We start from the raw sequence: 21,062 nt of genomic DNA on the forward strand, positions 1-21,062 counted from the left end.
ATTGTGCTATCGTCAATTTAGAAAGTTGACACTCTGAAAAAATTATGTGATTGTAATAGACGCGGAAATCGAAGGCATAAAAAAACGGATTGGCAGTAAGCAACCCGTTGGTTCTTATGATCTTATGTTTTGCAGCGAGAACAACAGTTGAACTCCTGATCCCAGGGTTGTGAATTTTTGCTTGGATTTTTAAAACCCTTTATTTAGCTGACTTTCCAGATACCCTTTTATCTTTTAGTAACACAGCGAATAATAGTATCTCCCCGTTCCAGCAGGGTAGGAGCAGATAAGCGTCTATACTTATTGTTATGCGCTATTTCTTATTTCAACGCATCAATTCCTGCTTTCACAATCTTCAAAATCCGATCGGCATCCTGTACACATCCCTCCCATATACCACTCTGTGTAGCTGCCCAAATTTTAATATCATTGGGCAATTCTGGATGTGGTCGAAGTTGTGGATGTGGTAATCTATTTGAAAACAATTTGGCTATTTCGGCTTCACTTAATTCGACATTGGGATTGCTGTGTGAGGCTATTAGGTTTATACTTCCACTTAGATTATCGCAATCAATTTTGATTTCAATGATATCTCCATCCTGAACCTTTCCAATAGGTCCTCCTACGAGAGCTTCAGGACCAACATGTCCTATACATGCTCCTGTAGAAACGCCAGAAAAACGTCCATCGGTAATTAGGGCTATCTCTTTTCCAAAGGATAATTGTTTCAGAGCGCCCGTGATTTGGAAGGTTTCTTCCATTCCTGTGCCACTTGGGCCTGTTCCCATCAATATGATAATTTGACCTGGTTTTACCTCTCCATGATTAATTGCCTTCATGGCATTGGCTTCAGAGACAAATACTTTAGCAACTCCTTTTTTATAGTATATGCCGTTGTCATCGATCATTTCTGGAGCAATTGCACCGCTTTTGATCAGCGCTCCTTCTGGTGCCAAATTTCCAGTGGGGAAAGTTAAGGTGCTTTTCATGTTGGCCTTGTTTGCTGCTTCAGGTGATAGTATCACTTTATCAGGATGTGCATCAGGATTAAATGTCTGGAGGTTAAATCGTACTTGTTTACGTCTATCTCTTTTATTTTCAGCTTCCCAAGCGTACATTTTGCCTCCCTGCTCCCAGACATCCAAATTTTCGCCCAATGTTTTGCCCGTAACTGTGAGGCAGTCTTCTTTCAGCAGACCTAATTTTCGCAAATGTAACATTACCTCTGGTACTCCACCGGCAGCATATACGTGTGCCGTGGAGTATTTCCCTGCTGGGAGCACATTGACCAATCGAGGCGTTTGTCGGTTGATATTCTCCCATTCTTCCCGGGTAGGCATCTTTAATCCGGCTGCATGGGCTATAGCAGGAATATGAAGTAAGAGATTAGTGGATCCGCCAAAAGCTGCATGTACGACCATAGCATTGTACACGGCATCTTGTGTGAGGATCTGACTGGTATATATATTGTTTTCTGCCAAATTAACCAGGGCAATGGCCGAATCTTCAGCAAGGGCATACCAGATTTTCCCTCCCGAAGGCGCAAGTGCCGAATGTGGCAATGCCATTCCCAATGCTTCTGCTACGACTTGGGAGGTGGCTGCCGTTCCCAAAAAATGACAACCTCCACCTGGTGTCCCACAAGAAGCACATCCTTGGGACTGGGCCTCTGCCAATGATATTTCTCTATGGGAAACAAGCGATGGCAAGGATTGTACCGAACCCAAATCTTTGATTCCTTTGGCGATCAATGTCACTCCACCGGGCATGATAATCGTAGGTAGATCAGCTTCATTCGCCAATGCCATCATCATCGCAGGTAGGCCTTTATCACAAGTAGCTATGCCCATTACCCCTTTGCGATTGGGCAAAGAGCGTCTTAAGTCTCCTAAAACTGTGGCGGCATGATTACGATAGGCCAAGGAATTCATCATGCCTGTAGTACCTTGGGTACGTCCATCACATGGGTCGGATACCGATACATAATAGGGTTTGGTAGAGCGACTTTTGAAAGCGCTTGCAGCCACTTTTGCGGCATCTCCCAACTCGAAATGACCTGAGTGCATGCCCAGTGCCAGTGTCTCTTCACCGTTCTTTAATCCTCCTGCAGTACTCATTATAAGGAATTCTGACTGATTTACATCTTTATGATTCCACCTCATCCCGGCATCCTGTATTTTGCCAAAGATGTCGCCACTGGGCTTGTTTTCATAGTCTTCCCGTGATATTGGTAGTCGCCCTTTCCTAGGAGTAACTTCTAAAGGGAAATAAAAGGGACTGTTCTCTTGGAAATGCTCTTTATCTTTATTGCTCATATTTTTTTAAAATCGCGGTACTGTGGAATCAAGTTAGTCTATCTGTTAAAAGGGAAAATATTTTCTAAAGGATATGTTCTTAAGGTTTCAAACCGCATCACGTTTTTTCTGGCGGGTTTGGATTTTTCTCTTCGTTTATTACAAAGCCAGATCAACAAGATTTGACAACTTAGTAAATATAAACAAAACATTGAAGTTGGAAATCAACCCTCATTAATTTTAGCCGGTATGTGTGTACTGTTTTGATTCAGTTTATTCAATCCATTACGTTTATTATTTTCCTTTGGGGGTATATCGTTCTTTTCCGTGTCCAACTTTTTGATAACCATTGCCAATTTTCGGACATTGAATGATGGCCTCAACTAAAAAACTGACAGCATCAAATAGTTTTTCAGAAAGCTTGCAGTTGTATTCATCATTTTCCAAATAGTAGAGTAGAGGATTTCTGTTTAGTTTTTATAAACTCCCTATTTACAGTAGTTCCTGGATGCTAAAGTATAATATCGTGTTCCAGAACGTGTTTAGGGGTCAATCCCAAATGTTGTGTTTAAACCGTGAAAAATAGAACGGACTATGGCCAAGTTTGTGTTCTGTTCATTTTTGCATCGCCCAAATCCAGAGCATTCATGAATACCTTTAAAAATCAATAGACCATCCCATGAATAAAAAACGACAAGGGCCCAACAATCAAGTTGCGGTGTATATTGTTTAGAAGTAGCCCACGATAGCCGGACCAATTTGTTGATCAGCCCCATTTATCCAATGTGGATCCCATTCGAATTAAACCGATAAGAAACACATAGAATGTCTGCTGTTTTGACGTTAGAAATCACAGCATATTAATTTATCAAAATACGATCTGTGGCTCAAAATATAAACTAATTTTGCTCGGTTTAAATTTTTTGTCTATTATAAGTAAATATCGTTTTGGATGGATCAACTAATACTCTATGCTGGGTTTTTAATCGCTGCCTATGCAGTTATTGCAAACGATGTTATACAGACCTTGGGGACGTTTATAGCCTCTAACACAAAAATAAAATGGTGGTATCTTTGGGCATTCGCTGGATTCATACTTACGGCAACCATTCTTTATGGTTGGTACGCGAATACAGGGGATGTATCTTATGGTAGGTTATCCGAAATTCCCTTGCCCCATCCTTTGCCGTGGTGGTATCTTTTGGCTCCCATTTCTTTATTGATCATTACCCGTATCGGTATTCCGGTCAGTACTACATTTATGATACTGAGCATATTCTCCTCCGGACAGCTTATTGAGAAAATGATTCTTAAATCTATCTTTGGTTACTCGTTGGCCTTTGTGGCTGCATTGGTCCTATATCTTGTGATATCGAGGAAATTTGAATCCAAAGCATCCATTCGTTTGATGGACAAAAAGAAGCAAAGGAGATACTGGCTGGTCGCACAATGGTTTTCTACCGGTTTTTTGTGGTCTCAATGGCTAATACAGGATTTTGCCAACATCTATGTCTTTTTACCCAGACAGTTGGGAGTAAACGAACTTCTTGTATCCCTTGGGGTCATCCTTTTGATTATGGCCTATATATTCCGTGTAAAGGGGGGTAAGATACAAGAAATCGTCAATCAAAAATCGAACACCCAACATATACGGTCGGCTACCATCATAGATGCCTGCTATGGGTTGTTGTTGTACTTCTTCACTTCACTCAATAATGTTCCTATGAGTACCACTTGGACTTTTATAGGAATTTTGGCCGGTAGGGAAATTGCTATCAGCTATCTTATGCATAAAAAGGAAATGAAAAACACTTACCGATTAATAATCAAAGACTTTGCAAAGGTCAACATAGGACTAATGGTAAGTATTTTGATTGCCTATCTTATTCAGTTTTTTAAGGATTAATGTATTAGAATTATGTTCCTTACAAATTTTGGATAGTTGCCAAATTACGGCTGTCGGTTTTGTTTTCTGGAAAGATGGGCCATAATTCTAAAAATAGAATCCCTTGTTATAAGGCTTTCCCCTAAAAAAAGGAAACATCGTACAAATGGGAAAATCAATAAAGCTTTAAATAGGCTGCTTTAGCTCACGATATCGAAAATTATAAGCTAGTGCATAGGGTTACTTATTTTAACGGGTGTTTTTTCTCCATTTTGTAGGTAGGCTACACTTTCTAAAGACATTTTGGGCAAAAATACGGAAATAGAAGTCATAAAAAAACGGATTGGCAGTAACCAATCCGTTGATTTTTATAAACTTAAGTCTTGTAGCGAGAACGAGAGTTGAACTCGTGACCTCCGGGTTATGAATCCGACGCTCTAACCAACTGAGCTACCTCGCCATGCCGTTTTTAACGGGTGCAAATATAAAGTTAATTTTCTGTCCTATCCAAATTAGATTGCTAAAAATATTATCTCGGTTTTATTTTTTAATCATTTATAAATATATATATTGTCCGCCATAAACACTATTTAGAATGAGCGATAAAACAAAATTTGAAGTTGAATTTGTAATTCAATCCTCTCCACAACTACTATATCAATATATATCTACCCCCTCAGGACTTTCCGAATGGTTCGCAGACAACGTAAATTCCAGAGGAGAAATGTTCAATTTTATTTGGGACGGCTCTGAAGAGCAGGCAAAATTATTAAAGCGCAAGAGCGATGAATTTGTAAAGTTTACTTGGGTAGCGGAAGAAGATGATAGTTTTTTTGAAATGCGGATTATAGTAGACGAAATAACTAAGGATGTTTCCTTGTTTATTACAGATTTTGCAGATGAGGATGAAGTAGACGAAGCTAAAATGCTTTGGGAGAACCAAGTATCCAGTTTAAAGCAGGTTTTAGGTTCGGCCTAATCCATTAATGGAATAAAATGTATCTTTGGCCTTGATTTTTCAAGGCTTTTTTTATGGTTAATTTTAACGGAAACCTACTTTCTAAAAACACATCTTACCTTAATCACGAAAATAGGGGACTGCGCTATGGCGATGCCCTGTTCGAGTCCATCAGGGTAGTAAACGGAAAAATATTCTTTTGGGAGGACCACTATCTTAGGCTTATGGCCTCTATGCGGATCTTGAGAATGGAAATTCCTATGAATTTTACCATGGAATTTTTGGAAGAACAGTTATTGGCCTGCGTGGAAGCCAACGGCCTGTTGGAGAAACCTGCCCGGATACGATTTACCGTATTTAGAAATAATGGCGGTCTATACCTGCCACAGACCAATGACGTATCCTATATTATTGAAGCCAACTCTTTGGATTCCCCCTTTTTTACTCTTAATAGCGATGCCTATGAAGTGGAACTTTTTAAGGACTTTTATGTTAACGCGGATATGCTTTCTACCTTAAAGACGAATAATAAGGCAATCAACGTTGTAGGGAGTATTTTTGCTTCCGAAAATGGTTACCAGAACTGTCTGTTGCTAAACCAGGAAAAAAGGGTAGTGGAAGCACTTAATGGCAATCTCTTTTTGGTAAAGGACCAACATATTAAAACCCCGTCCCTAAAAGACGGTTGCTTAAACGGAATTGTGCGCAAGAAGCTAATCGGTATTTTAGGTTCGTTGGACAAGTACCAATTTGAGGAAGCTTTTATTTCTCCCTTCGAGCTGCAAAAAGCGGATGAGCTGTTCATAACCAATGCAATCACAGGTATTCAGCCCATTACAAAATATAGAAAGAAGGGGTACGAAACTAAGGTGGCAGCCGATTTATTGGGCAAGCTAAACGCTGCTGCAAGGTTGAACTAAATATATAAGTTTAATTTAGGTTAGGGTTTTCAGGGGCATTGGACCATATCAGGTAATTGCCTCCCAATTCCATCATTTTTTCTTTCCAAAAAGCATTGGAAGATTTTTGGATAATGGCACTTTCATAGACATTTTTTACCACGACCCAAGATTTTGAATGCAATTCCTGATCCAATTGAAGGGAAGACCAACCGGAATATCCCAAAAAGAAGCGGATATCGTTTTCAGAAATCACCTTATTATTGATCAGGTCCACAATAGAACCAAAATCTCCGCCCCAATAGATTCCGTCGGATATTTCAATACTATTTTCTATGAGTTGTGGAACCTTGTGGATAAAATAAAGATTGTCCTGTTCTACAGGCCCCCCATTATAGACCTGAAAAGGGATATCTATTTCGGTTACCAGATCATTTATACTATAGTCCAAAGGCTTATTAAGTATAAAACCAACAGACCCTTCATGGTTGTGCTCCGCCAACAGGACTATAGACCTGTTAAAGGAAACATCACCTGAAAGTGTAGGCTCAGCAATAAGGAGTTTGCCTTTTTTTGGCTTTTCAGCAACCATATTGTTTGTTCTAGTATCTCTAAAATAAAACAAATCTGTTAATCTGAAAAGTGTTTTGTACAAAAAAAGCACTTCCTGTTAAAGAAGTGCTTTCTATGTATAATAATATTATGACTAGTTTACTGCACCGCTCAAATCAGCACCTGCCTTAAACTTCACTACATTTTTAGCTGCAATTTGGATAGTCTTTCCAGTTGATGGATTTCTACCTTCTCTTGCATTTCTTTTAGATACAGACCATGATCCGAAACCTACTAGAGATACTCTACCACCTTTTTTTAGAGAACCTTCAACGTTTCCTAAGAAAGATTCCAATGCCTTTTTAGCTGCGGCTTTAGTAATGCCAGCATCAGCTGCCATTGCATCGATTAATTCTGTTTTGTTCATAATTTCGATAAATTAAGTGTTATTAATTATAATTAAATACTTCAACAAATTTATACGGATTTGCCAGTAACGCAAGTAAAATGGGGGGAAATCCGCAATTTTGTTGATAACTTGAAACGTTTGTTGATAAAGTAGGGTTTTTTTTACGATTTCCCACACCCCCAATGAACATAGGGGTTTACCCAACATAGGCGTTTTCTGCCAATTTTAATCCGTTCAACACCTCTTTGGTGGTCATTTTTCTTTTTCCGGGCAGTTGAATTTCCAATAAATTGATGTAACCTCCCTTTACAGCTACCTTTAGTTCGTTTTTGGTGGCAGCAACTGTCCCTACCTTTAATTGGTGAGGTTCCAAATCCATTTTGGCGGAGTATATCTTTAGGAACAGATCATCCTCCCCGTTGTGCAGGGTAGTCCATGCGGTTGGAAAGGGGCTTAATCCCCTAATAAAATTATATATGCTTGTAATATCCTGGTTCCAATCAATTTCACAGGTCTCTTTGTGGATTTTGTGCGCTTCCTTTAAGGGTCTATTTTCCTGCTGCTTGGATGGGGCTATTTCTTTATTCTCCAATTTGTTAATAGTTTCCAATACTAGGTCTGCTCCCAAATGCATCAGCTTATCGTGCAAAGTGCCGGCAGTATCCTCTTCCGAAATGTTGGTTTTCTTTTGAAGCAATATGGCCCCAGTATCAATTTTATCGTCTATAAAGAAGGTGGTCACCCCAGTTTCCTGCTCTCCGTTGATGATAGCCCAATTAATTGGGGCCGCTCCACGGTATTGGGGCAGGAGGGAAGCGTGAAGGTTAAAAGTGCCCAACTTTGGCATTTCCCAAACCGCTTTGGGCAGCATTCTAAAAGCCACCACAATCTGAAGCTCTGGATGTAATCCTTCCAATTCCTCTATAAAATTGGGATCCTTTAAATTGGTGGGCTGCATAATTTTTAGTCCATGTTCCATGGCATAAACCTTCACGGCGGATTCGTGTAATTTTCTTCCACGGCCGGCCGGCTTGTCGGGAGCAGTAATTACTCCCACAATATTACTGTTGCTTTTAACTAGCTTGTCCAAAATGGCCACGGCAAAATCCGGGGTACCCATAAATACTATTCGTGGTTTGCTCATTTTTTGATTATTTCGTACTGGTTAATAGAATTTACGCTTATTCTCCTCTCTTCCAATAATCGCTGTAAAGCCAAAATAATGGAACTTTCCTTATAGGTCAATAATTTTATCAGCTCTCTGGAACTTTCTTTTCTCACCATCAAAATTTGTAGAATATCCTGTTCTATGATTTTAATAATGTCATTGTTTATAGGATTCTTTTGCAGACATACGTCACATTTACCACAGTTCTCCTTGCTGGCTTCACCAAAGTATTTAAGAATGTGCCGACTTCTGCATTGTTTGGAATCCTTTATATAGGTCAACATACTTTCTACATTGTCCTTTTTAACCTGCTGTATCTGTTTTATTTTTTTTGCGAAGATATTGATAGTACGTTCATCCTCCCTGGGTACCAAAAATGTAATTTCCAGATCGCTGTGTTGGGCATGGTATTCGATTATTTCATCTTTTTCCATTTTTTCCAATACCGCTATTACCTCATTTTCGCTTGTGTTGGCTTTTCGCGAAATCAATAAGGGATTGATTTTGGTGTCAAAATCGAATATACCACCGTAAGTTCTAAGAATGGTTTGGACTATAGTTGCCGATGCCCGGTTTTTTTCCAGGTAATCAAATATTTGATGCTTGGAAGCTATCATCCGTATACTTGTTCTTTGTGAAAATGCCTCGGTCAGGGATATAACGGAGTTTTGATCCAACAGCCTTAAACCGTTATACGTTAAGGTAGTATTTAGTTTGTAGGTTTCGCAAAAGGAATTGAAGGGCAATTGAAAGGTTTCGCCACTGCCTTCCCCAAAGGGAATCTGAAAATAGTTGGCCAGTTTTCGGTACAACAACTTAAGAAAGTCCACATCGGGCAAGACCCCTAAAAATTGTTTTCGTACCTGGGCTTCGTCCGTGGGGTTGGTAATTAAGGCAGCATTTGCCGGTTTTCCGTCCCTTCCGGCCCTTCCGGCCTCCTGAAAGTAATTTTCCATACTGTCCGGAATTTGGTAATGTACCACAAGGCCAACATCCGGTTTATCGATCCCCATTCCAAAAGCATTGGTGGCCACCATGATCTTTACCTTGTTTTCCAACCACTGGTTTAATCTGGTATCCTTGTCCTTTTTGGAAATACCACCGTGAAAAAAGGTGGCCGTATGTCCTTGCTGGGATAGGTAATAGGCCAATTCCATGGTCATTTTTCTACTTCGGACATAGACTATGCTGCTCGTATTGGTCTGGGCGCATAATTCCTTAAGGCGGTATTTTTTGTCCTCCTCCCAGTAGACATTAAAATTAATATTGTTTCTGGAAAAGGAATCCTTCACCACCAATGGTTGTTCCAAATGTAAATTGTTGCAGATATCCTTGACCACCATCTCCGTAGCCGTGGCGGTCAATGCTATCATAGGCACATTAGGTGCCAATTCCTTTAAAATATGGCATTCCAAGTAGGCAGGTCTAAAATCGTTGCCCCATTGACTAATGCAATGCGCTTCGTCAATAGCAATAAGGTTAACGTTCATTTGCCGGATGCGCTCCTGTACCAATTCCTGTTGTAGTCTTTCCGGGGAAAGGTATAGGAATTTATAGTTGCCATACAGGCAATTGTCCAAAAGGTTGTTTACTTCGTCAAAAGAAATGCCCCCAGTTAGGGCAATGGCCTTTATGCCCATTTTTTTTAGGGTGTCTACCTGGTTTCGGATCAAGGCTATTAAGGGCGATACCACAATACAAATACCTTCTCGGGCCAATGCCGGTACCTGAAAGCACAAGGATTTGCCACCTCCCGTTGGGAGCAGGGCCAAAACATCCTGTCCGTTCAATACGGCGCTTATGATGTCTTCCTGGGAATTTTTAAAATCAGGAAACCCCCAAAATTTTTCCAGTATATCCTTAGGGTGCTGCAGCACTATAGCCTTTTTAATTTATTAAGTATAAAGGTAACTCTTCCTTCTACGGTTTCCTTGGGTACATTTATAATTTTGTAGCCATATGTGCTGTAGGCCTTTTCCAAAAAGGTATGGATACGCTCTGCCTCCTCAAAGTTTTCATAGCGCTCATTGTCGGACTCGTGTATTTCTTTCCAAGGTGGCAGTAAAAATACGTGGTCGTATCTGAAATTCTTACAGCTTTCTACAAAATGCTCACCATAGGACTGACCAAAACAATCCATATAGGCCACTACGTCCGGTATACCGCGATCATAAAAAACAATGGGTCTGTCTACCTCACTGGCTGCCTGAAATTGCCTGATCCGGCCGTCTATAATTCTTTCGCTAAACAGTAAAGGATCCGAAACAAATAACTGTGGAATTCCTTGCTGCCTGGCTTCCAAGGTAATCTCGCGGGATATTTCACTAAAACAAAAGAAGCCTTGCCTTTCAATTATTTCTATGATAGATGTCTTTCCCGTACTGGGTCCACCTGTGATGACAATTCTTTCTAAATCCAAATAGCGGCGTTTAAGGTTTTGCAATTACATGCATAAAATGGTGTTGCAAAGTAATGAAATAGGCCTAAGATTAAAAAATTGACAATGATACTTTATATATTTGCAAAAACATTGGCATGGATCAGGATAAATCAGAGGAATTTTATGGTAGATTACGGGAACAATTAGCTGAAAGTAGCAAATGGCCTTCCAACTACCTGTACAAGTTTATAGTACCTACCGACACAACAAAGATTAAACAGATACAGGATATTTTTGATAATACGGGGGCGGTAATCGAATCCAAGCAGTCTAAAAATGCAAAATATACCAGTTTGAGCATTACCGTGAATCTTAAAAATCCCGATGAAGTAATACAAAAATACAAGGAAGTAGGGGAGGTTAAAGGGGTAATATCACTCTAAAATAGTATTTGTGGCATAATTTTGTTAATTTGCAGACGTTATAAGAGTACTTCCTTATCATAAATAAATAGCAATAAATATTTCAATTTGAATTTAGTAGAAAACTTAGAATACAATACTGAGCGACCAAAGCTCATTATACCCGAGTATGGACGTCATTTCCAGAAAATGGTGGACCATGCCATCTCCATAGAGGACGATGCGGAACGTAACCGTGTGGCCCAGGCCATCATAAGTGTTATGGGCAATATTCAGCCACATTTGAGGGATGTACCCGATTTTCAACATAAACTATGGGACCAATTGTTTATCATGTCCGATTTTAAATTGAACGTGGAATCGCCATTTCCCATCACCTCTAAAGAGACCTTGCAAAAGCGTCCCGATCCATTGGAATACCCTCAAAATTTTCCGAAATATAGGTTTTATGGAAACAACATAAAACGTATGATCGATGTGGCCGTTAAGTGGGAAAAAGGTGATATGCGAGACGGATTGGAATATGCCATAGCCAACCACATGAAAAAGTGTTACCTTAATTGGAACAAGGACACAGTGGACGACAAGGCCATTTTTAAGCATCTTTACGAGTTGAGCGACGGACAAATAGATCTTGCCAAAGAAGGGGAAAACTTGACCGAAAGTGGCCAATTCCTTAAAAATCGTGTGGCAAAAACACCTAGGACCAGTTCTGGTAAAAAAACGCAAAGAAATCAAAACCGCGGTAAAAAGCGGTATTAATCTTCTCCAACCTTAATGGGAACATTTAGAATAGAAGGCGGTCATCAATTACATGGTGAAATTACGCCGCAAGGGGCAAAGAATGAAGCATTACAAATACTCTGTGCCGTACTACTTACTTCAGAAAAAGTATCGATTACCAATATCCCGGATATTGTAGACGTAAACAAACTGATATCCTTATTGGAGGATTTGGGTGTTAAGATCCAAAAGAAAGGTCAAGGGTCTTATACTTTTATGGCAGATGACATTAATTTGGAATACCTGCAATCTGCCCAATTTAAAGAGGACGGAAGGGGCCTTAGAGGGTCCATTATGCTCGTAGGTCCATTATTGGCGCGATTTGGTAAGGGGTATATTCCAAAACCGGGCGGTGATAAAATAGGACGTAGGCGATTGGATACCCACTTTGAAGGTTTTATAAAATTGGGTGCCAAATTTAGATATAATAAGGAGGAACACTTTTATGGTGTTGAAGCCAAAAAATTGAAGGGCACCTATATGCTCTTGGATGAGGCTTCGGTTACCGGAACAGCGAATATTGTTATGGCCTCAGTACTTGCGGATGGCAAAACCACCATATACAATGCAGCCTGTGAACCTTATTTACAGCAATTGTGCAAAATGTTGAATAGGATGGGAGCCAAAATTACGGGAATCGGCTCCAATCTATTGGAAATAGAAGGTGTTGATAGACTTGGAGGCACAGACCACCGTATGCTTCCGGATATGATCGAAATCGGTAGTTGGATCGGCCTGGCCGCAATGACTAGGAGCAATCTAACGATTAAAGATGTTAGTTGGGACGATTTGGGCCAAATTCCTACTGTTTTTAGAAAGTTGGGGATACAACTGGAACGAAAAGGGGACGATATCGTTATTCCCGAACATAAGGATGGTTATGAGATCCAGAATTATATAGACGGTTCCATTTTAACCGTGGCAGATGCGCCATGGCCTGGCCTTACGCCAGACTTGTTGAGTATTATTCTGGTAATGGCCACCCAAGCAAAAGGTGAGGTCTTGATCCATCAAAAAATGTTTGAAAGCCGTTTGTTCTTTGTGGATAAATTAATAGATATGGGGGCCAAGATTATTCTTTGCGATCCACATAGGGCTACTGTTATAGGTCATAACTTCAAATCCAGCCTAAAAGCCACCACCATGGTGTCTCCGGACATTAGGGCGGGTGTTTCTTTGCTGATAGCAGCCTTGTCCGCTAAAGGCACTTCTACCATTCATAATATTGAACAGATAGATAGGGGTTACGAAAATATAGATACAAGATTGAGGGCTATTGGTGCCAAAATCACCAGAGTTTAGTCAAGAATAAAACATTATAAATTAAACAAGGACTTTCCAAACGAAAGTCCTTGTTTAATTTTGTAGATGCACTAATGTATTTGTATCAAGACTTTAAGAATGCCATTGGGTCAAGGTGTCTATGAGCTTATTGCCTTACAAATTTTTTCGCCAATAGTCAAAAGATCGCTCACTTCTTCCTCGGTAAAATCATAAGGAACGGGTTTGGCAATTCCCAAGGTTCCAAATAATTTCCCATTGAGCATCATTGGAGCAGCTATGGAGCCTTCAACTTTTGTTTCTTTGGCTGCAGGACGCGCCACCCCGGAATCATCGGTTTGTAGGTTGCACATTTCAACCGGTTCACGCCGTTCCGCCGCTATTCCCGCCATTCCCTTACCAATTGGAATCTCGGAAAGTTTGGGGATTAAAAAGGGTGGAATGCCTTGATGCGCCTGGACCTTTAACAATCCGGATTTTTCATCCAAAAAATGAATAGTACCCGTAGTACAGTCAAAAGCGGAAATCACAGTGGAAAGGACTTCCTGCCAATTCGTGGCCTTATTTTTAAGGAGGGAATCTATTACAGTAGCCCGTTGCTCATTGTCCTTGTTCATATGCTTCAATTTATATTTTTGGTTAAAAGCCAAATTTACTAAATCTAGCCAAATTATAGACTGGATTTTTTAATCGTGCTTGGCGTTATTGACTTCTATCCAATAGCCTTCGGGATCTGTGAGATATATCTGTCGTACTCCATCCGAACGCAAGGTAACCGCTCCTTTTGTCCCCGGCCAATCCTCATATTCCACGTTGTTACTTTCCAAATGTTCAATAAAGGTCTCCAAGTTTGGTGTGGATAAACAAAGGTGCATGGATTTATGCTTCTTCATTACCACTGTATCCTTATAGATCAGATGCAGCTGTGAATTGCCCTGGACAGCAAACCAACGAAAGCCAGGTGCTTTGTCAGGGTGTGGAATTTCCTTTAACTTTAGAATGTTGGAATAGAAATCTGCAGTAGTGTCCAGATTATTGACGATTAGGGAGGAGTGGTCGATCTTAAAATCAAAGCTTTGAGCATGGATTTGAATGCTAAAAAAAAATAATATTGGAAATAAAGATTTATACATATTAATAGGTTTTAATTTTTAAATAGGATAATGATATAAGGTTGAAATAGGTTGAATACAAAGCGCATAATTTTGCAGGAAAGAAAGGTACTTAAAAATGAATAAAATAGTAAGTGCTCAACTGTTTTAGTGGTTATTTTTGAGGTATTATAATTTTTTCCATTACCACATAGTCAATTTCGTGTTTTCTAAAAGCAATGTTGGTGACTTCCAAACCAAATTTTAAATAAAATTCTTTTTTGTCCGTTCGGGCATTGCACCATATTTTGTATGCTTTTTTGTTTTTGGCGTAGGCCATGAGATGGGAGAGGAGTTGGCTGCCATAGCCCTTTCCCTGTTCTGGGATAGCCGTGGCAAGTTTGCGGAACTGTGCAATGTTGTTTTCTATAAATAATGAGGCAACTGCAATTAAGGTATCATTTGAAAAGAGTCCAAAATGGATTCCCTGTTCATCATTGGGAAGGACAATATAATCCATAGGCATGTTTGGCCACATTACCTCATGCCTTAATGGGTAGGTTTCTACCGCCGATATCTCTTGAACTTGAATATAATCAGTCATTACCCACTAACAAACCTCTTACAATTAAATATTGTGCCGCGGCATAAGTACCCATTACCAGAATGTGTGATCCCGGTATAATCACAAGAAACTTATTGATGGCAAGAATACTATCGGACAAGACAAAGAACATGGCTCCAATAAATACCAATTGGAAACTTATATGATTAACCTGATCCTTTCTACTGTAAGCAGAAACGGCCATTGCTAGAATACCTAAGATGTAAATAATTACAGGGATTTTTAACGCCCCCAAATTATCCTGAAGAATTATGAACAGGGTAGTGCCATAGACCAGCAATAAGGCGGCTACCACGCCAATTTCCTTTTTAAATATAGTTTTGCCCTGGATAAGAAAAACCAAGGAATAAGTTATATGGGCAAGCAGAAAAGCTATTAGTCCACACATAAAATACAAGGGTGAGAGATGATCATAGAGCAGGAATATGTCTCCCAATAAGGAAAAGAAAAGCGCTAACAAACTGTACCGATATATCTTTTTGGCAAGCTGCCTTCCATATACCCCAAAAAACAATAGTAGTGAAAGGAGTATAAGCGGTTTGGTGAACTGCCTTAGGACTTGATAATGCAGGTATCCTGTCACCAGATCCAAGAGTACCAAAAGAATAAATACGCCAATAAAGGCATTCTTCATTGTTTTCATGCTAAAAAAATAATACTCTAAACGTTAGGTTTGCGAACTATATAGTTTTCTTTTTCTAACCACAATAAAACAGAGAGCCAATTGGAGAACTACCGCAATGGCATTGGTAAGCCAAAGGGCTACGGTATTAAAACGGATTCCGTAAAAACACCAAAACAGATAAATAAATACCCAGCCAAAAATAAAGCCATTGGAGAGGCTGCTGGGACCTTTATAGCGGTATTCTTTATAGACCTGTATAGCTATGACCAGACAGGCACTTAGGCCGGCTGCAATTCCTATGCTTTCAAAAATGTTTTCTGGGATACTGTGTATGATATTCATGCAATAAGGGTTATTGGTTTTAAGTTTGGATTTTGATCAATATATAATTATTCGCTTCTGTACTTTAACATGATATCCTTGAACAACTCGCTTGTGGAAGGAGGCGTATAGCTAATGGCATTGGCACCTGCTTCTATGGTTCTTATAATGTCTTCCTCCAAATGGCCTCCTGTGGCCAAAATGGCTATATCGCTGTCAATATCCCTAATGCGCTTAACAATGTCAGCAGTTTTACCCGCTCCTGAAACGTTAAAGATATCCACCCCAGCGGCTATTCTTCCTTTTATGTCATCCTTTTCAGAAACCATGGTAATGGTAACTGGAATGTCAATTTTCGACTTTAATCTGGCTATAAGTTCATTGGGAGTTGGTTTGTTCAAGACAACCCCCAAGGCTCCTTGAAACTCTGCATGCAAAGCCAGTTCCACAGATCTTTTACCTGTTGTAATTCCACCACCAACACCACAAAATATAGGTTTGTCGGCTGCCAAAATCAAGGCATGGCTAATTAGAGGCTGGGGAGTAAAGGGATAGACGGCAATTATAGCATTGGCATTAGTGTTTCTAATGATGGCAACATCTGTACAGAAAAGAAAAGATTTTAGTAATTGCCCAAAAACACGTATTCCTGAACAAGTGTTGATTGCCTCGGGCACCTCCACTATATTTTTTCTTAGTTTACTCCCAAAAGAAGGTACCTTGATCATAATGCGGCAATGAATTAGGTTATAAGAAACAACAACACTGTTGGTAAATATGCTTTAGACTAGACCTAATTAAATATAGTCTTTTTTTTTGTTTGGTACAGGAAGGAAGATTTGATGCAAAGTCAAATTAATGGCCGAATAGAAAGCCTACAATTTTATTCCCCGAGTAGTAAAGGAAATTCCCTGTTGTCCTGTAGTCGAGATCATAACGGCTTCAAAAATAGGCTCGTGATTATGAGATTCCACAGCCCAATCAAAAACAAAATTGGCGCCTGTACCCCCATGTTCATCATCTTGATCGATAACAATTTCTATGGTTTCCAAAGGTTTCAGAAATATAGGCTTGTTAAAATAGGTGCGAATAAGATCTCCTTGCGTATTGTAATATTCAGCTTTTAGGATATATATAGAATCGGTGTTACTAACATTCCTCATACTTGCCGTAGCCGTTAAATGATGCAGCGTTCTTTCCGTGCCATCGTATATGGACGAGTATATGGACAAATAAGAACTACCTTTAATAAGTGAGTCCTGAGCAGGTAGGGCCAAGGATCTCTTTTGCCAATTAATGGGGTCTATATGACTTACGGCCTTTTCCTCGGAACAACTAATAATCATTGGCAAGGAGAAGAGGACAAGACATATTTTGAGTCCTGTTAAATGGAAACTTTTAAGAAATATATTAATCATTCTTCTAGACTTCGTTTAAAACATTACATCATTAAAACTTGAAACTAATGCTCCCTTTACGATCGCTTAGTCCAGCATAAAGATACTCTTTAATTGGTGAATCGTGCATTTCAAATTTGTCGATAGATATAAGTTTTTAGCTTTTGCCGTTCATATAAAACGATAGGGCCCCGGACGGACAATTTGCGATCTGCGATTTCAATTGTTCGGTCGTTGCCATCTCTGGCTTTATCCACGGTTTCCCTTTTGGATCATAAACCTGTGGCAAGGTTTTGACGCATACTCCAGCATGAATGCATTTTGAAGGTTTCCAGACTACAGTAATTTCACCATTGGTGTATTCCTTTGAATTTTCTTTCTTGTCCATAATTACGCGATATTAATTCCTTTTAGTACTAATTTTTTCCAATCTGGATGCCTTTTTATGTAGGAAGCTACAAAGGGGCACATGGGAATCAAGGTCAATTCCTTACTTTCTATATCCTTCAAGACATCCTTAACCAAGGCGGAGGCCACTCCTTGGCCTTCCAATTCCTTGGGAACCTCCGTATGGGTAAGATAAATTTTATCTTTTGTCCTTATATATTCAATTTTGGCAATAACGCCATTAATATGATATTCATATTGCTTTCCTTCCGTATTATCTATTAATTTGTATTCCATAGCTATCGTTATTATTTATACAATATAATCCAATAATCCTATTTCCAATTTACACTTTATTCCTCCAAATAGCCAAATTTGCCCAAATTATAATCTTTTATTGCTTGGGCTATTTCCTCACGGGTATTCATTACAAAGGGCCCTTGGGCAGCTATTGGTTCGTTAAGAGGCTCACCGCTTAAAATTAGAACAATCGACTTTTTAGTGGCCTCGATATTAAAGTCTTCACCCTCATTTTCAAAGAGGACAAAGTGATTTTCGGCTACAGTCTGCGTTCCATTCACCTTTATTTCCCCGGCAACTACCAGTAAGGCAGTATTGTAGGCAGCTGGAAAGCTAAAACCCGCTTTACCACCTTCTTCAATTCTAGCATTCAACATATTAACAGGGGAAAAGGTTGATGCTGCGCCGGCAACATTTTTATAGCTCCCCGCAATGACTTCAATGAGCCCTTTATTGTCTTCCAACTGATATTTATTTATCTGGGAATTGGTTATTCCCTGATATTTTGGAGCAGACATTTTATATTTTGCTGGAAGGTTTACCCAAAGCTGTGCCATTTGAAAATACCCGCCTTCTTTACTAAATTTCTCTTCGTGATATTCCTTATGAAGTATCCCTGAGGCTGCGGTCATCCACTGTACATCCCCTACGCCAATCACCCCACTATTGCCCGAACTGTCATGATGGGCTACTTTCCCCTGATATGCTATGGTAACCGTTTCAAAACCCCTGTGCGGATGTACACTAACACCTCTAGGTTTATCGGTAGGAGGGAAGTAAAATGGGGAATTGTAGTCCAAAAGAATAAAAGGATCCATTCTTTCCATATCCAACCTATATCCACTGGGGATAAAGTTATGTACCCTAAATCCGTCACCCACATAGTGCGGTTCCCTTGGAGCCACTACTATTTCTATATTCTTTGTATTCATCTATATCTATTTAATAATTATATAACAATAATACAAGGAAATGGGATTCTGTGCATTGATGTATGATAAGTAATGTAATCGCTAGTTAGGCTTAAAATTCTTATGAGCCAATTCTTTTCGTACCCTACTAAGACTCTCCGGGGTAATGCCCAAATAAGAAGCAATCATCCATTGTGGCACTCTTAAGGTTAGATCGGGGTATAATTTAATAAAATTCATATATCTCCTTTCAGCACTTGCGCTCAACAAAAGATTTATTCTTTTTTGTTGGTGTCTAATGTGGTTCTGAAGGGCAATTTGATTGTAGTTTCTAAATGAAGAACTTATTTCACTGGCTTCGTTTATAAAGTCCGAACTTATTAAAACTACTTCGGTATCCTCTATGGCATCGATAAACAAATCTGAAGGTTCATTAAAAAAAGCACTGCTCCTATCGGAAACGATCCAATTTTCTGAACCAAACTGAATTATATGTTCCTTACCTGCGTCGTCAACCGTATAGGACCGTAAAAGACCATTTTCAACAAAGAAGGAATGTCTACAAACTTCTCCCGGACGCAAAAGCACTTCCCCTTTCTCAATATTTCTGAATTCCACTTTTTTTATAAGCAGCTGAAATTCAGGTTCCGCTATATTCGCCTTGGTTTTTAGATACTTAGTGAAGTTTTGCATAAGAATCTTTATTGGGAATGTTTGTTTTTATAATGAAGGTAGGATGATCGTATAATTTCGGAAAGAACGTCCATATCAATATCCGATAATCGTTTTACATACAGACAGGCTTTGCCCGTTTTGTGGGGCCCCAATTGTTCCAATAGATCCTGGTAATTGGAAAATCCAGACATGATGTAGATTGAAAAATTGGACTTTCTAGGGGAAAATCCCGTGATGCACATATCTCCTTCCCGACCAGAATCGTATTTGTAATGATAACTGCCAAAGCCGACTATACTTTCACCCCACATTACTGCAGGTTCAAGGGTTATACTTTTAAACAATTGCAATAATGCATGTGAATCCTTACGCTTTTCTTCGCCCTCAACAGAATTTAGAAAGGCTATGACGGAATTATTGTTAGGTCTGGTTTTGTTCTCTGTCATATATCAAATATTGGCGTTCTATAAATTTAGTAAAAAAGGAGTAAAACATGATAGGCTATATATCATTATCGATTTGGAAAATATTATTATTCGTTGGATACAATACTACAAACCCACTTCCAGATTAGGCTTTTAATATGTAATTTAGCAGAAACGTTCTAAACACTTATCAACATGAAAAAAATAACACTTTTAGTATTTATGATTGCTGTATCCTTCGGACTACAGTCACAGATCTCAACGCCGGCAGCGAGTCCGTCCTCTACTTTGATCCAAAAGGTTGGATTGACCGATGTAACGGTGGAATATTCCAGGCCATCCATGCGTGGAAGAACCATTTTTGGGGATTTGGTGCCTTATGATAAATTATGGAGAACAGGGGCCAACGCCAGGACCAAAATAACCTTTAGTGAAAATGTAAAGATTGGAGGTCAAGAACTTAAAGCTGGTTCCTATGCTATTTTTACCAAGCCGGGAGCTAGTTCCTGGGAAGTTATTTTCTATACCGATTACAATGGTGGCGGAACTCCGTCTGATTGGGATGAAAGCAAGGTAGCCGCCAAAACCACTGCTCAAGTGCAAAATCTGCCATTTGAGGTTGAAACTTTTACGATTTCTATAGATGGCCTTTCTGATAACGCTGCCACTTTAGGCATGTTTTGGTCAGATGCATATGTAGGTGTTAAGTTTGATGTTCCTACGGACAAGGCTGTAACAAGTTCAATAGAAAAAGTAATGAAAGGCCCGGACGCCAATGATTATTATGCAGCTGCTGTATATTATATGAATTCCGGTAAGGATATCAATAAGGCCAAGGAATGGATGGATAAAGCCATGAGCATGACGGAGAAACCAGCTTTTTGGCAGTTGAGACAACAATCATTGATCTACGCTAAGGCAGGTGACAAAAAACAAGCCATTGAAACTGCTAAAAAATCTTTGGCCGCTGCCGAAGCAGCAGGTAATGATGATTATATTAAGATGAACAAAGATTCCTTGAAAGAGTGGGGGGCCATGTAATATATTGGCGTACCAAATTTAAAAGAGGGCGTCTAAAAAGTATTTCAACCCCTCCATAATTTGCGTATTTGAGAATAGTTCTCCGATACCTACCCGAATAAAAAAGAGGCTGTCTTGACTTTTTAGACAGCCTCTTTTTTTTGAAAGATTTATAACTAAAACCAATTAATTAATGGTTGGTAGCTCCTTGAATTATAGTACTGACCTTTAAGTTAAAATACTTCTGGCAAATG

25 protein-coding genes and 1 tRNA gene are annotated in these 21,062 nt (G+C 39.4%); 7 read left to right on the top strand and 19 right to left on the bottom strand.

Annotated features, from left to right (window positions below):
* Window positions 1–320 precede the first annotated feature (320 nt).
* Complete coding sequence (locus U735_RS0110675) at window positions 321–2,315, bottom strand: YjhG/YagF family D-xylonate dehydratase (RefSeq protein WP_031443806.1); 1,995 nt, start codon at window positions 2,313–2,315, stop codon at window positions 321–323.
* A 931-nt stretch (window positions 2,316–3,246) separates the two neighbouring features.
* On the opposite strand from U735_RS0110675, the gene U735_RS0110685 reads away from it, so the two are divergent.
* A complete protein-coding gene (locus U735_RS0110685) occupies window positions 3,247–4,200 on the top strand; it encodes a hypothetical protein (RefSeq protein ID WP_031443807.1) in 954 nt (317 codons plus the stop codon).
* Window positions 4,201–4,565: 365 nt separating this feature from the next.
* Here U735_RS0110685 and U735_RS0110690 read toward each other — a convergent pair.
* Window positions 4,566–4,639 (bottom strand) — tRNA-Met (locus tag U735_RS0110690).
* Between the two features lie 135 nt (window positions 4,640–4,774).
* Here U735_RS0110690 and U735_RS0110695 point away from each other — a divergent pair.
* Together U735_RS0110695 and U735_RS0110700 are read left to right on the top strand one after the other, a co-directional pair.
* On the top strand, window positions 4,775–5,158 hold the full coding sequence (locus tag U735_RS0110695) for an START-like domain-containing protein (protein ID WP_031443808.1): 384 nt from the start codon (window positions 4,775–4,777) through the stop codon (window positions 5,156–5,158).
* Between the two features lie 53 nt (window positions 5,159–5,211).
* Complete coding sequence (locus tag U735_RS0110700) at window positions 5,212–6,057, top strand: aminotransferase class IV (RefSeq protein WP_031443809.1); 846 nt, start codon at window positions 5,212–5,214, stop codon at window positions 6,055–6,057.
* A 10-nt stretch (window positions 6,058–6,067) separates the two neighbouring features.
* Here U735_RS0110700 and U735_RS0110705 read toward each other — a convergent pair whose 3' ends face one another.
* From U735_RS0110705 to U735_RS0110730, 5 genes are all read right to left on the bottom strand, one after another.
* On the bottom strand, window positions 6,068–6,628 hold the full coding sequence (locus U735_RS0110705) for a YqgE/AlgH family protein (protein ID WP_031443810.1): 561 nt from the start codon (window positions 6,626–6,628) through the stop codon (window positions 6,068–6,070).
* 114 nt (window positions 6,629–6,742) lie between these two features.
* A complete protein-coding gene (locus U735_RS0110710; protein WP_031443811.1) occupies window positions 6,743–7,015 on the bottom strand; it encodes an HU family DNA-binding protein in 273 nt (90 codons plus the stop codon).
* A 178-nt stretch (window positions 7,016–7,193) separates the two neighbouring features.
* Window positions 7,194–8,141, bottom strand: a complete 948-nt coding sequence (gene fmt, locus U735_RS0110720; RefSeq protein ID WP_031443812.1) for a methionyl-tRNA formyltransferase — start codon at window positions 8,139–8,141, stop codon at window positions 7,194–7,196.
* Complete coding sequence (locus U735_RS0110725; RefSeq protein WP_083260666.1) at window positions 8,138–10,042, bottom strand: RecQ family ATP-dependent DNA helicase; 1,905 nt, start codon at window positions 10,040–10,042, stop codon at window positions 8,138–8,140. The genes fmt and U735_RS0110725 overlap by 4 nt, the downstream gene beginning before the upstream one ends.
* Window positions 10,042–10,584 carry an AAA family ATPase gene (locus U735_RS0110730; RefSeq protein WP_031443814.1) on the bottom strand — a complete coding sequence of 181 codons (543 nt, stop codon included), beginning with the start codon at window positions 10,582–10,584 and terminating at the stop codon, window positions 10,042–10,044. Before U735_RS0110730 ends, U735_RS0110725 begins: the two co-directional genes overlap by 1 nt.
* Window positions 10,585–10,700: 116 nt before the next feature.
* Here U735_RS0110730 and U735_RS0110735 point away from each other — a divergent pair, with 116 nt between their 5' ends.
* The 3 genes from U735_RS0110735 (at window position 10,701) to murA (ending at window position 13,052) form a co-directional block, all read left to right on the top strand.
* The gene (locus tag U735_RS0110735; RefSeq protein WP_031443815.1) at window positions 10,701–10,988 is read left to right on the top strand and encodes a DUF493 family protein; all 288 of its coding nucleotides are present in this window, start codon (window positions 10,701–10,703) and stop codon (window positions 10,986–10,988) included.
* A gap of 87 nt (window positions 10,989–11,075) precedes the next feature.
* Window positions 11,076–11,729, top strand: coding sequence for a DUF4290 domain-containing protein (locus tag U735_RS0110740; RefSeq protein WP_031443816.1), 654 nt, complete (start codon window positions 11,076–11,078; stop codon window positions 11,727–11,729).
* Between the two features lie 15 nt (window positions 11,730–11,744).
* Window positions 11,745–13,052, top strand: a complete 1,308-nt coding sequence (gene murA, locus U735_RS0110745; RefSeq protein WP_031443817.1) for a UDP-N-acetylglucosamine 1-carboxyvinyltransferase — start codon at window positions 11,745–11,747, stop codon at window positions 13,050–13,052.
* Between the two features lie 119 nt (window positions 13,053–13,171).
* On the opposite strand, the gene U735_RS0110750 is transcribed toward murA, so the two are convergent.
* From U735_RS0110750 to U735_RS0110805, 12 genes are all read right to left on the bottom strand, one after another.
* Window positions 13,172–13,648, bottom strand: a complete 477-nt coding sequence (locus U735_RS0110750; protein WP_031443818.1) for a GAF domain-containing protein — start codon at window positions 13,646–13,648, stop codon at window positions 13,172–13,174.
* Between the two features lie 69 nt (window positions 13,649–13,717).
* Window positions 13,718–14,164 (bottom strand): VOC family protein, encoded by a 447-nt coding sequence (locus tag U735_RS0110755; RefSeq protein WP_031443819.1) that lies wholly within the window; start codon window positions 14,162–14,164, stop codon window positions 13,718–13,720.
* Window positions 14,165–14,297: 133 nt separating this feature from the next.
* Window positions 14,298–14,726, bottom strand: coding sequence for a GNAT family N-acetyltransferase (locus U735_RS0110760; RefSeq protein WP_031443820.1), 429 nt, complete (start codon window positions 14,724–14,726; stop codon window positions 14,298–14,300).
* Window positions 14,719–15,390, bottom strand: coding sequence for a lysoplasmalogenase (locus tag U735_RS0110765; RefSeq protein WP_031443821.1), 672 nt, complete (start codon window positions 15,388–15,390; stop codon window positions 14,719–14,721). The genes U735_RS0110760 and U735_RS0110765 overlap by 8 nt, the downstream gene beginning before the upstream one ends.
* Before the next feature lie 24 nt (window positions 15,391–15,414).
* Window positions 15,415–15,714, bottom strand: a complete 300-nt coding sequence (locus tag U735_RS0110770) for a hypothetical protein (protein ID WP_031443822.1) — start codon at window positions 15,712–15,714, stop codon at window positions 15,415–15,417.
* A gap of 47 nt (window positions 15,715–15,761) precedes the next feature.
* Complete coding sequence (locus tag U735_RS0110775) at window positions 15,762–16,421, bottom strand: hydrolase (protein WP_031443823.1); 660 nt, start codon at window positions 16,419–16,421, stop codon at window positions 15,762–15,764.
* A 147-nt stretch (window positions 16,422–16,568) separates the two neighbouring features.
* Window positions 16,569–17,111, bottom strand: coding sequence for a DUF3124 domain-containing protein (locus U735_RS0110780; protein WP_083260667.1), 543 nt, complete (start codon window positions 17,109–17,111; stop codon window positions 16,569–16,571).
* 136 nt (window positions 17,112–17,247) lie between these two features.
* Complete coding sequence (locus U735_RS0110785) at window positions 17,248–17,478, bottom strand: (4Fe-4S)-binding protein (protein WP_031443825.1); 231 nt, start codon at window positions 17,476–17,478, stop codon at window positions 17,248–17,250.
* Between the two features lie 2 nt (window positions 17,479–17,480).
* A complete protein-coding gene (locus U735_RS0110790; RefSeq protein ID WP_031443826.1) occupies window positions 17,481–17,774 on the bottom strand; it encodes a GNAT family N-acetyltransferase in 294 nt (97 codons plus the stop codon).
* 56 nt (window positions 17,775–17,830) lie between these two features.
* Window positions 17,831–18,709, bottom strand: coding sequence for a pirin family protein (locus U735_RS0110795; RefSeq protein ID WP_031443827.1), 879 nt, complete (start codon window positions 18,707–18,709; stop codon window positions 17,831–17,833).
* An 81-nt stretch (window positions 18,710–18,790) separates the two neighbouring features.
* Window positions 18,791–19,381 (bottom strand): Crp/Fnr family transcriptional regulator, encoded by a 591-nt coding sequence (locus U735_RS0110800; RefSeq protein ID WP_031443828.1) that lies wholly within the window; start codon window positions 19,379–19,381, stop codon window positions 18,791–18,793.
* Between the two features lie 8 nt (window positions 19,382–19,389).
* Window positions 19,390–19,809, bottom strand: a complete 420-nt coding sequence (locus U735_RS0110805; RefSeq protein WP_031443829.1) for a DUF1801 domain-containing protein — start codon at window positions 19,807–19,809, stop codon at window positions 19,390–19,392.
* A gap of 174 nt (window positions 19,810–19,983) precedes the next feature.
* Between U735_RS0110805 and U735_RS0110810 the strand changes: the two genes are divergently transcribed.
* Window positions 19,984–20,829: a DUF2911 domain-containing protein gene (locus U735_RS0110810; protein ID WP_031443830.1), complete on the top strand. Its 846-nt coding sequence runs from the start codon at window positions 19,984–19,986 to the stop codon at window positions 20,827–20,829.
* The last annotated feature ends 233 nt before the right edge of the window (window positions 20,830–21,062 follow it).

It is taken from the genome of Arenibacter algicola (genome assembly GCF_000733925.1).
Taxonomy (GTDB): Bacteria; Bacteroidota; Bacteroidia; order Flavobacteriales; family Flavobacteriaceae; genus Arenibacter; species Arenibacter algicola.

What these genes read in the sequence shown, in the direction of transcription:
- murA (WP_031443817.1), top strand. Translation starts at nt 11,745, where the DNA reads ATGGGAACATTTAGAATAGAAGGCGGTCATCAATTACATGGTGAAATT.
- U735_RS0110775 (WP_031443823.1), bottom strand. Translation starts at nt 16,421, where the DNA reads ATGATCAAGGTACCTTCTTTTGGGAGTAAACTAAGAAAAAATATAGTG.
- U735_RS0110780 (WP_083260667.1), bottom strand. Translation starts at nt 17,111, where the DNA reads ATGATTAATATATTTCTTAAAAGTTTCCATTTAACAGGACTCAAAATA.
- U735_RS0110735 (WP_031443815.1), top strand. Translation starts at nt 10,701, where the DNA reads ATGGATCAGGATAAATCAGAGGAATTTTATGGTAGATTACGGGAACAA.
- U735_RS0110700 (WP_031443809.1), top strand. Translation starts at nt 5,212, where the DNA reads ATGGTTAATTTTAACGGAAACCTACTTTCTAAAAACACATCTTACCTT.
- U735_RS0110790 (WP_031443826.1), bottom strand. Translation starts at nt 17,774, where the DNA reads ATGGAATACAAATTAATAGATAATACGGAAGGAAAGCAATATGAATAT.
- U735_RS0110750 (WP_031443818.1), bottom strand. Translation starts at nt 13,648, where the DNA reads ATGAACAAGGACAATGAGCAACGGGCTACTGTAATAGATTCCCTCCTT.
- U735_RS0110805 (WP_031443829.1), bottom strand. Translation starts at nt 19,809, where the DNA reads ATGACAGAGAACAAAACCAGACCTAACAATAATTCCGTCATAGCCTTT.
- U735_RS0110785 (WP_031443825.1), bottom strand. Translation starts at nt 17,478, where the DNA reads ATGGACAAGAAAGAAAATTCAAAGGAATACACCAATGGTGAAATTACT.
- U735_RS0110695 (WP_031443808.1), top strand. Translation starts at nt 4,775, where the DNA reads ATGAGCGATAAAACAAAATTTGAAGTTGAATTTGTAATTCAATCCTCT.
- U735_RS0110760 (WP_031443820.1), bottom strand. Translation starts at nt 14,726, where the DNA reads ATGACTGATTATATTCAAGTTCAAGAGATATCGGCGGTAGAAACCTAC.
- U735_RS0110800 (WP_031443828.1), bottom strand. Translation starts at nt 19,381, where the DNA reads ATGCAAAACTTCACTAAGTATCTAAAAACCAAGGCGAATATAGCGGAA.
- fmt (WP_031443812.1), bottom strand. Translation starts at nt 8,141, where the DNA reads ATGAGCAAACCACGAATAGTATTTATGGGTACCCCGGATTTTGCCGTG.
- U735_RS0110675 (WP_031443806.1), bottom strand. Translation starts at nt 2,315, where the DNA reads ATGAGCAATAAAGATAAAGAGCATTTCCAAGAGAACAGTCCCTTTTAT.
- U735_RS0110795 (WP_031443827.1), bottom strand. Translation starts at nt 18,709, where the DNA reads ATGAATACAAAGAATATAGAAATAGTAGTGGCTCCAAGGGAACCGCAC.
- U735_RS0110765 (WP_031443821.1), bottom strand. Translation starts at nt 15,390, where the DNA reads ATGAAAACAATGAAGAATGCCTTTATTGGCGTATTTATTCTTTTGGTA.
- U735_RS0110755 (WP_031443819.1), bottom strand. Translation starts at nt 14,164, where the DNA reads ATGTATAAATCTTTATTTCCAATATTATTTTTTTTTAGCATTCAAATC.
- U735_RS0110705 (WP_031443810.1), bottom strand. Translation starts at nt 6,628, where the DNA reads ATGGTTGCTGAAAAGCCAAAAAAAGGCAAACTCCTTATTGCTGAGCCT.
- U735_RS0110685 (WP_031443807.1), top strand. Translation starts at nt 3,247, where the DNA reads ATGGATCAACTAATACTCTATGCTGGGTTTTTAATCGCTGCCTATGCA.
- U735_RS0110810 (WP_031443830.1), top strand. Translation starts at nt 19,984, where the DNA reads ATGAAAAAAATAACACTTTTAGTATTTATGATTGCTGTATCCTTCGGA.
- U735_RS0110770 (WP_031443822.1), bottom strand. Translation starts at nt 15,714, where the DNA reads ATGAATATCATACACAGTATCCCAGAAAACATTTTTGAAAGCATAGGA.
- U735_RS0110710 (WP_031443811.1), bottom strand. Translation starts at nt 7,015, where the DNA reads ATGAACAAAACAGAATTAATCGATGCAATGGCAGCTGATGCTGGCATT.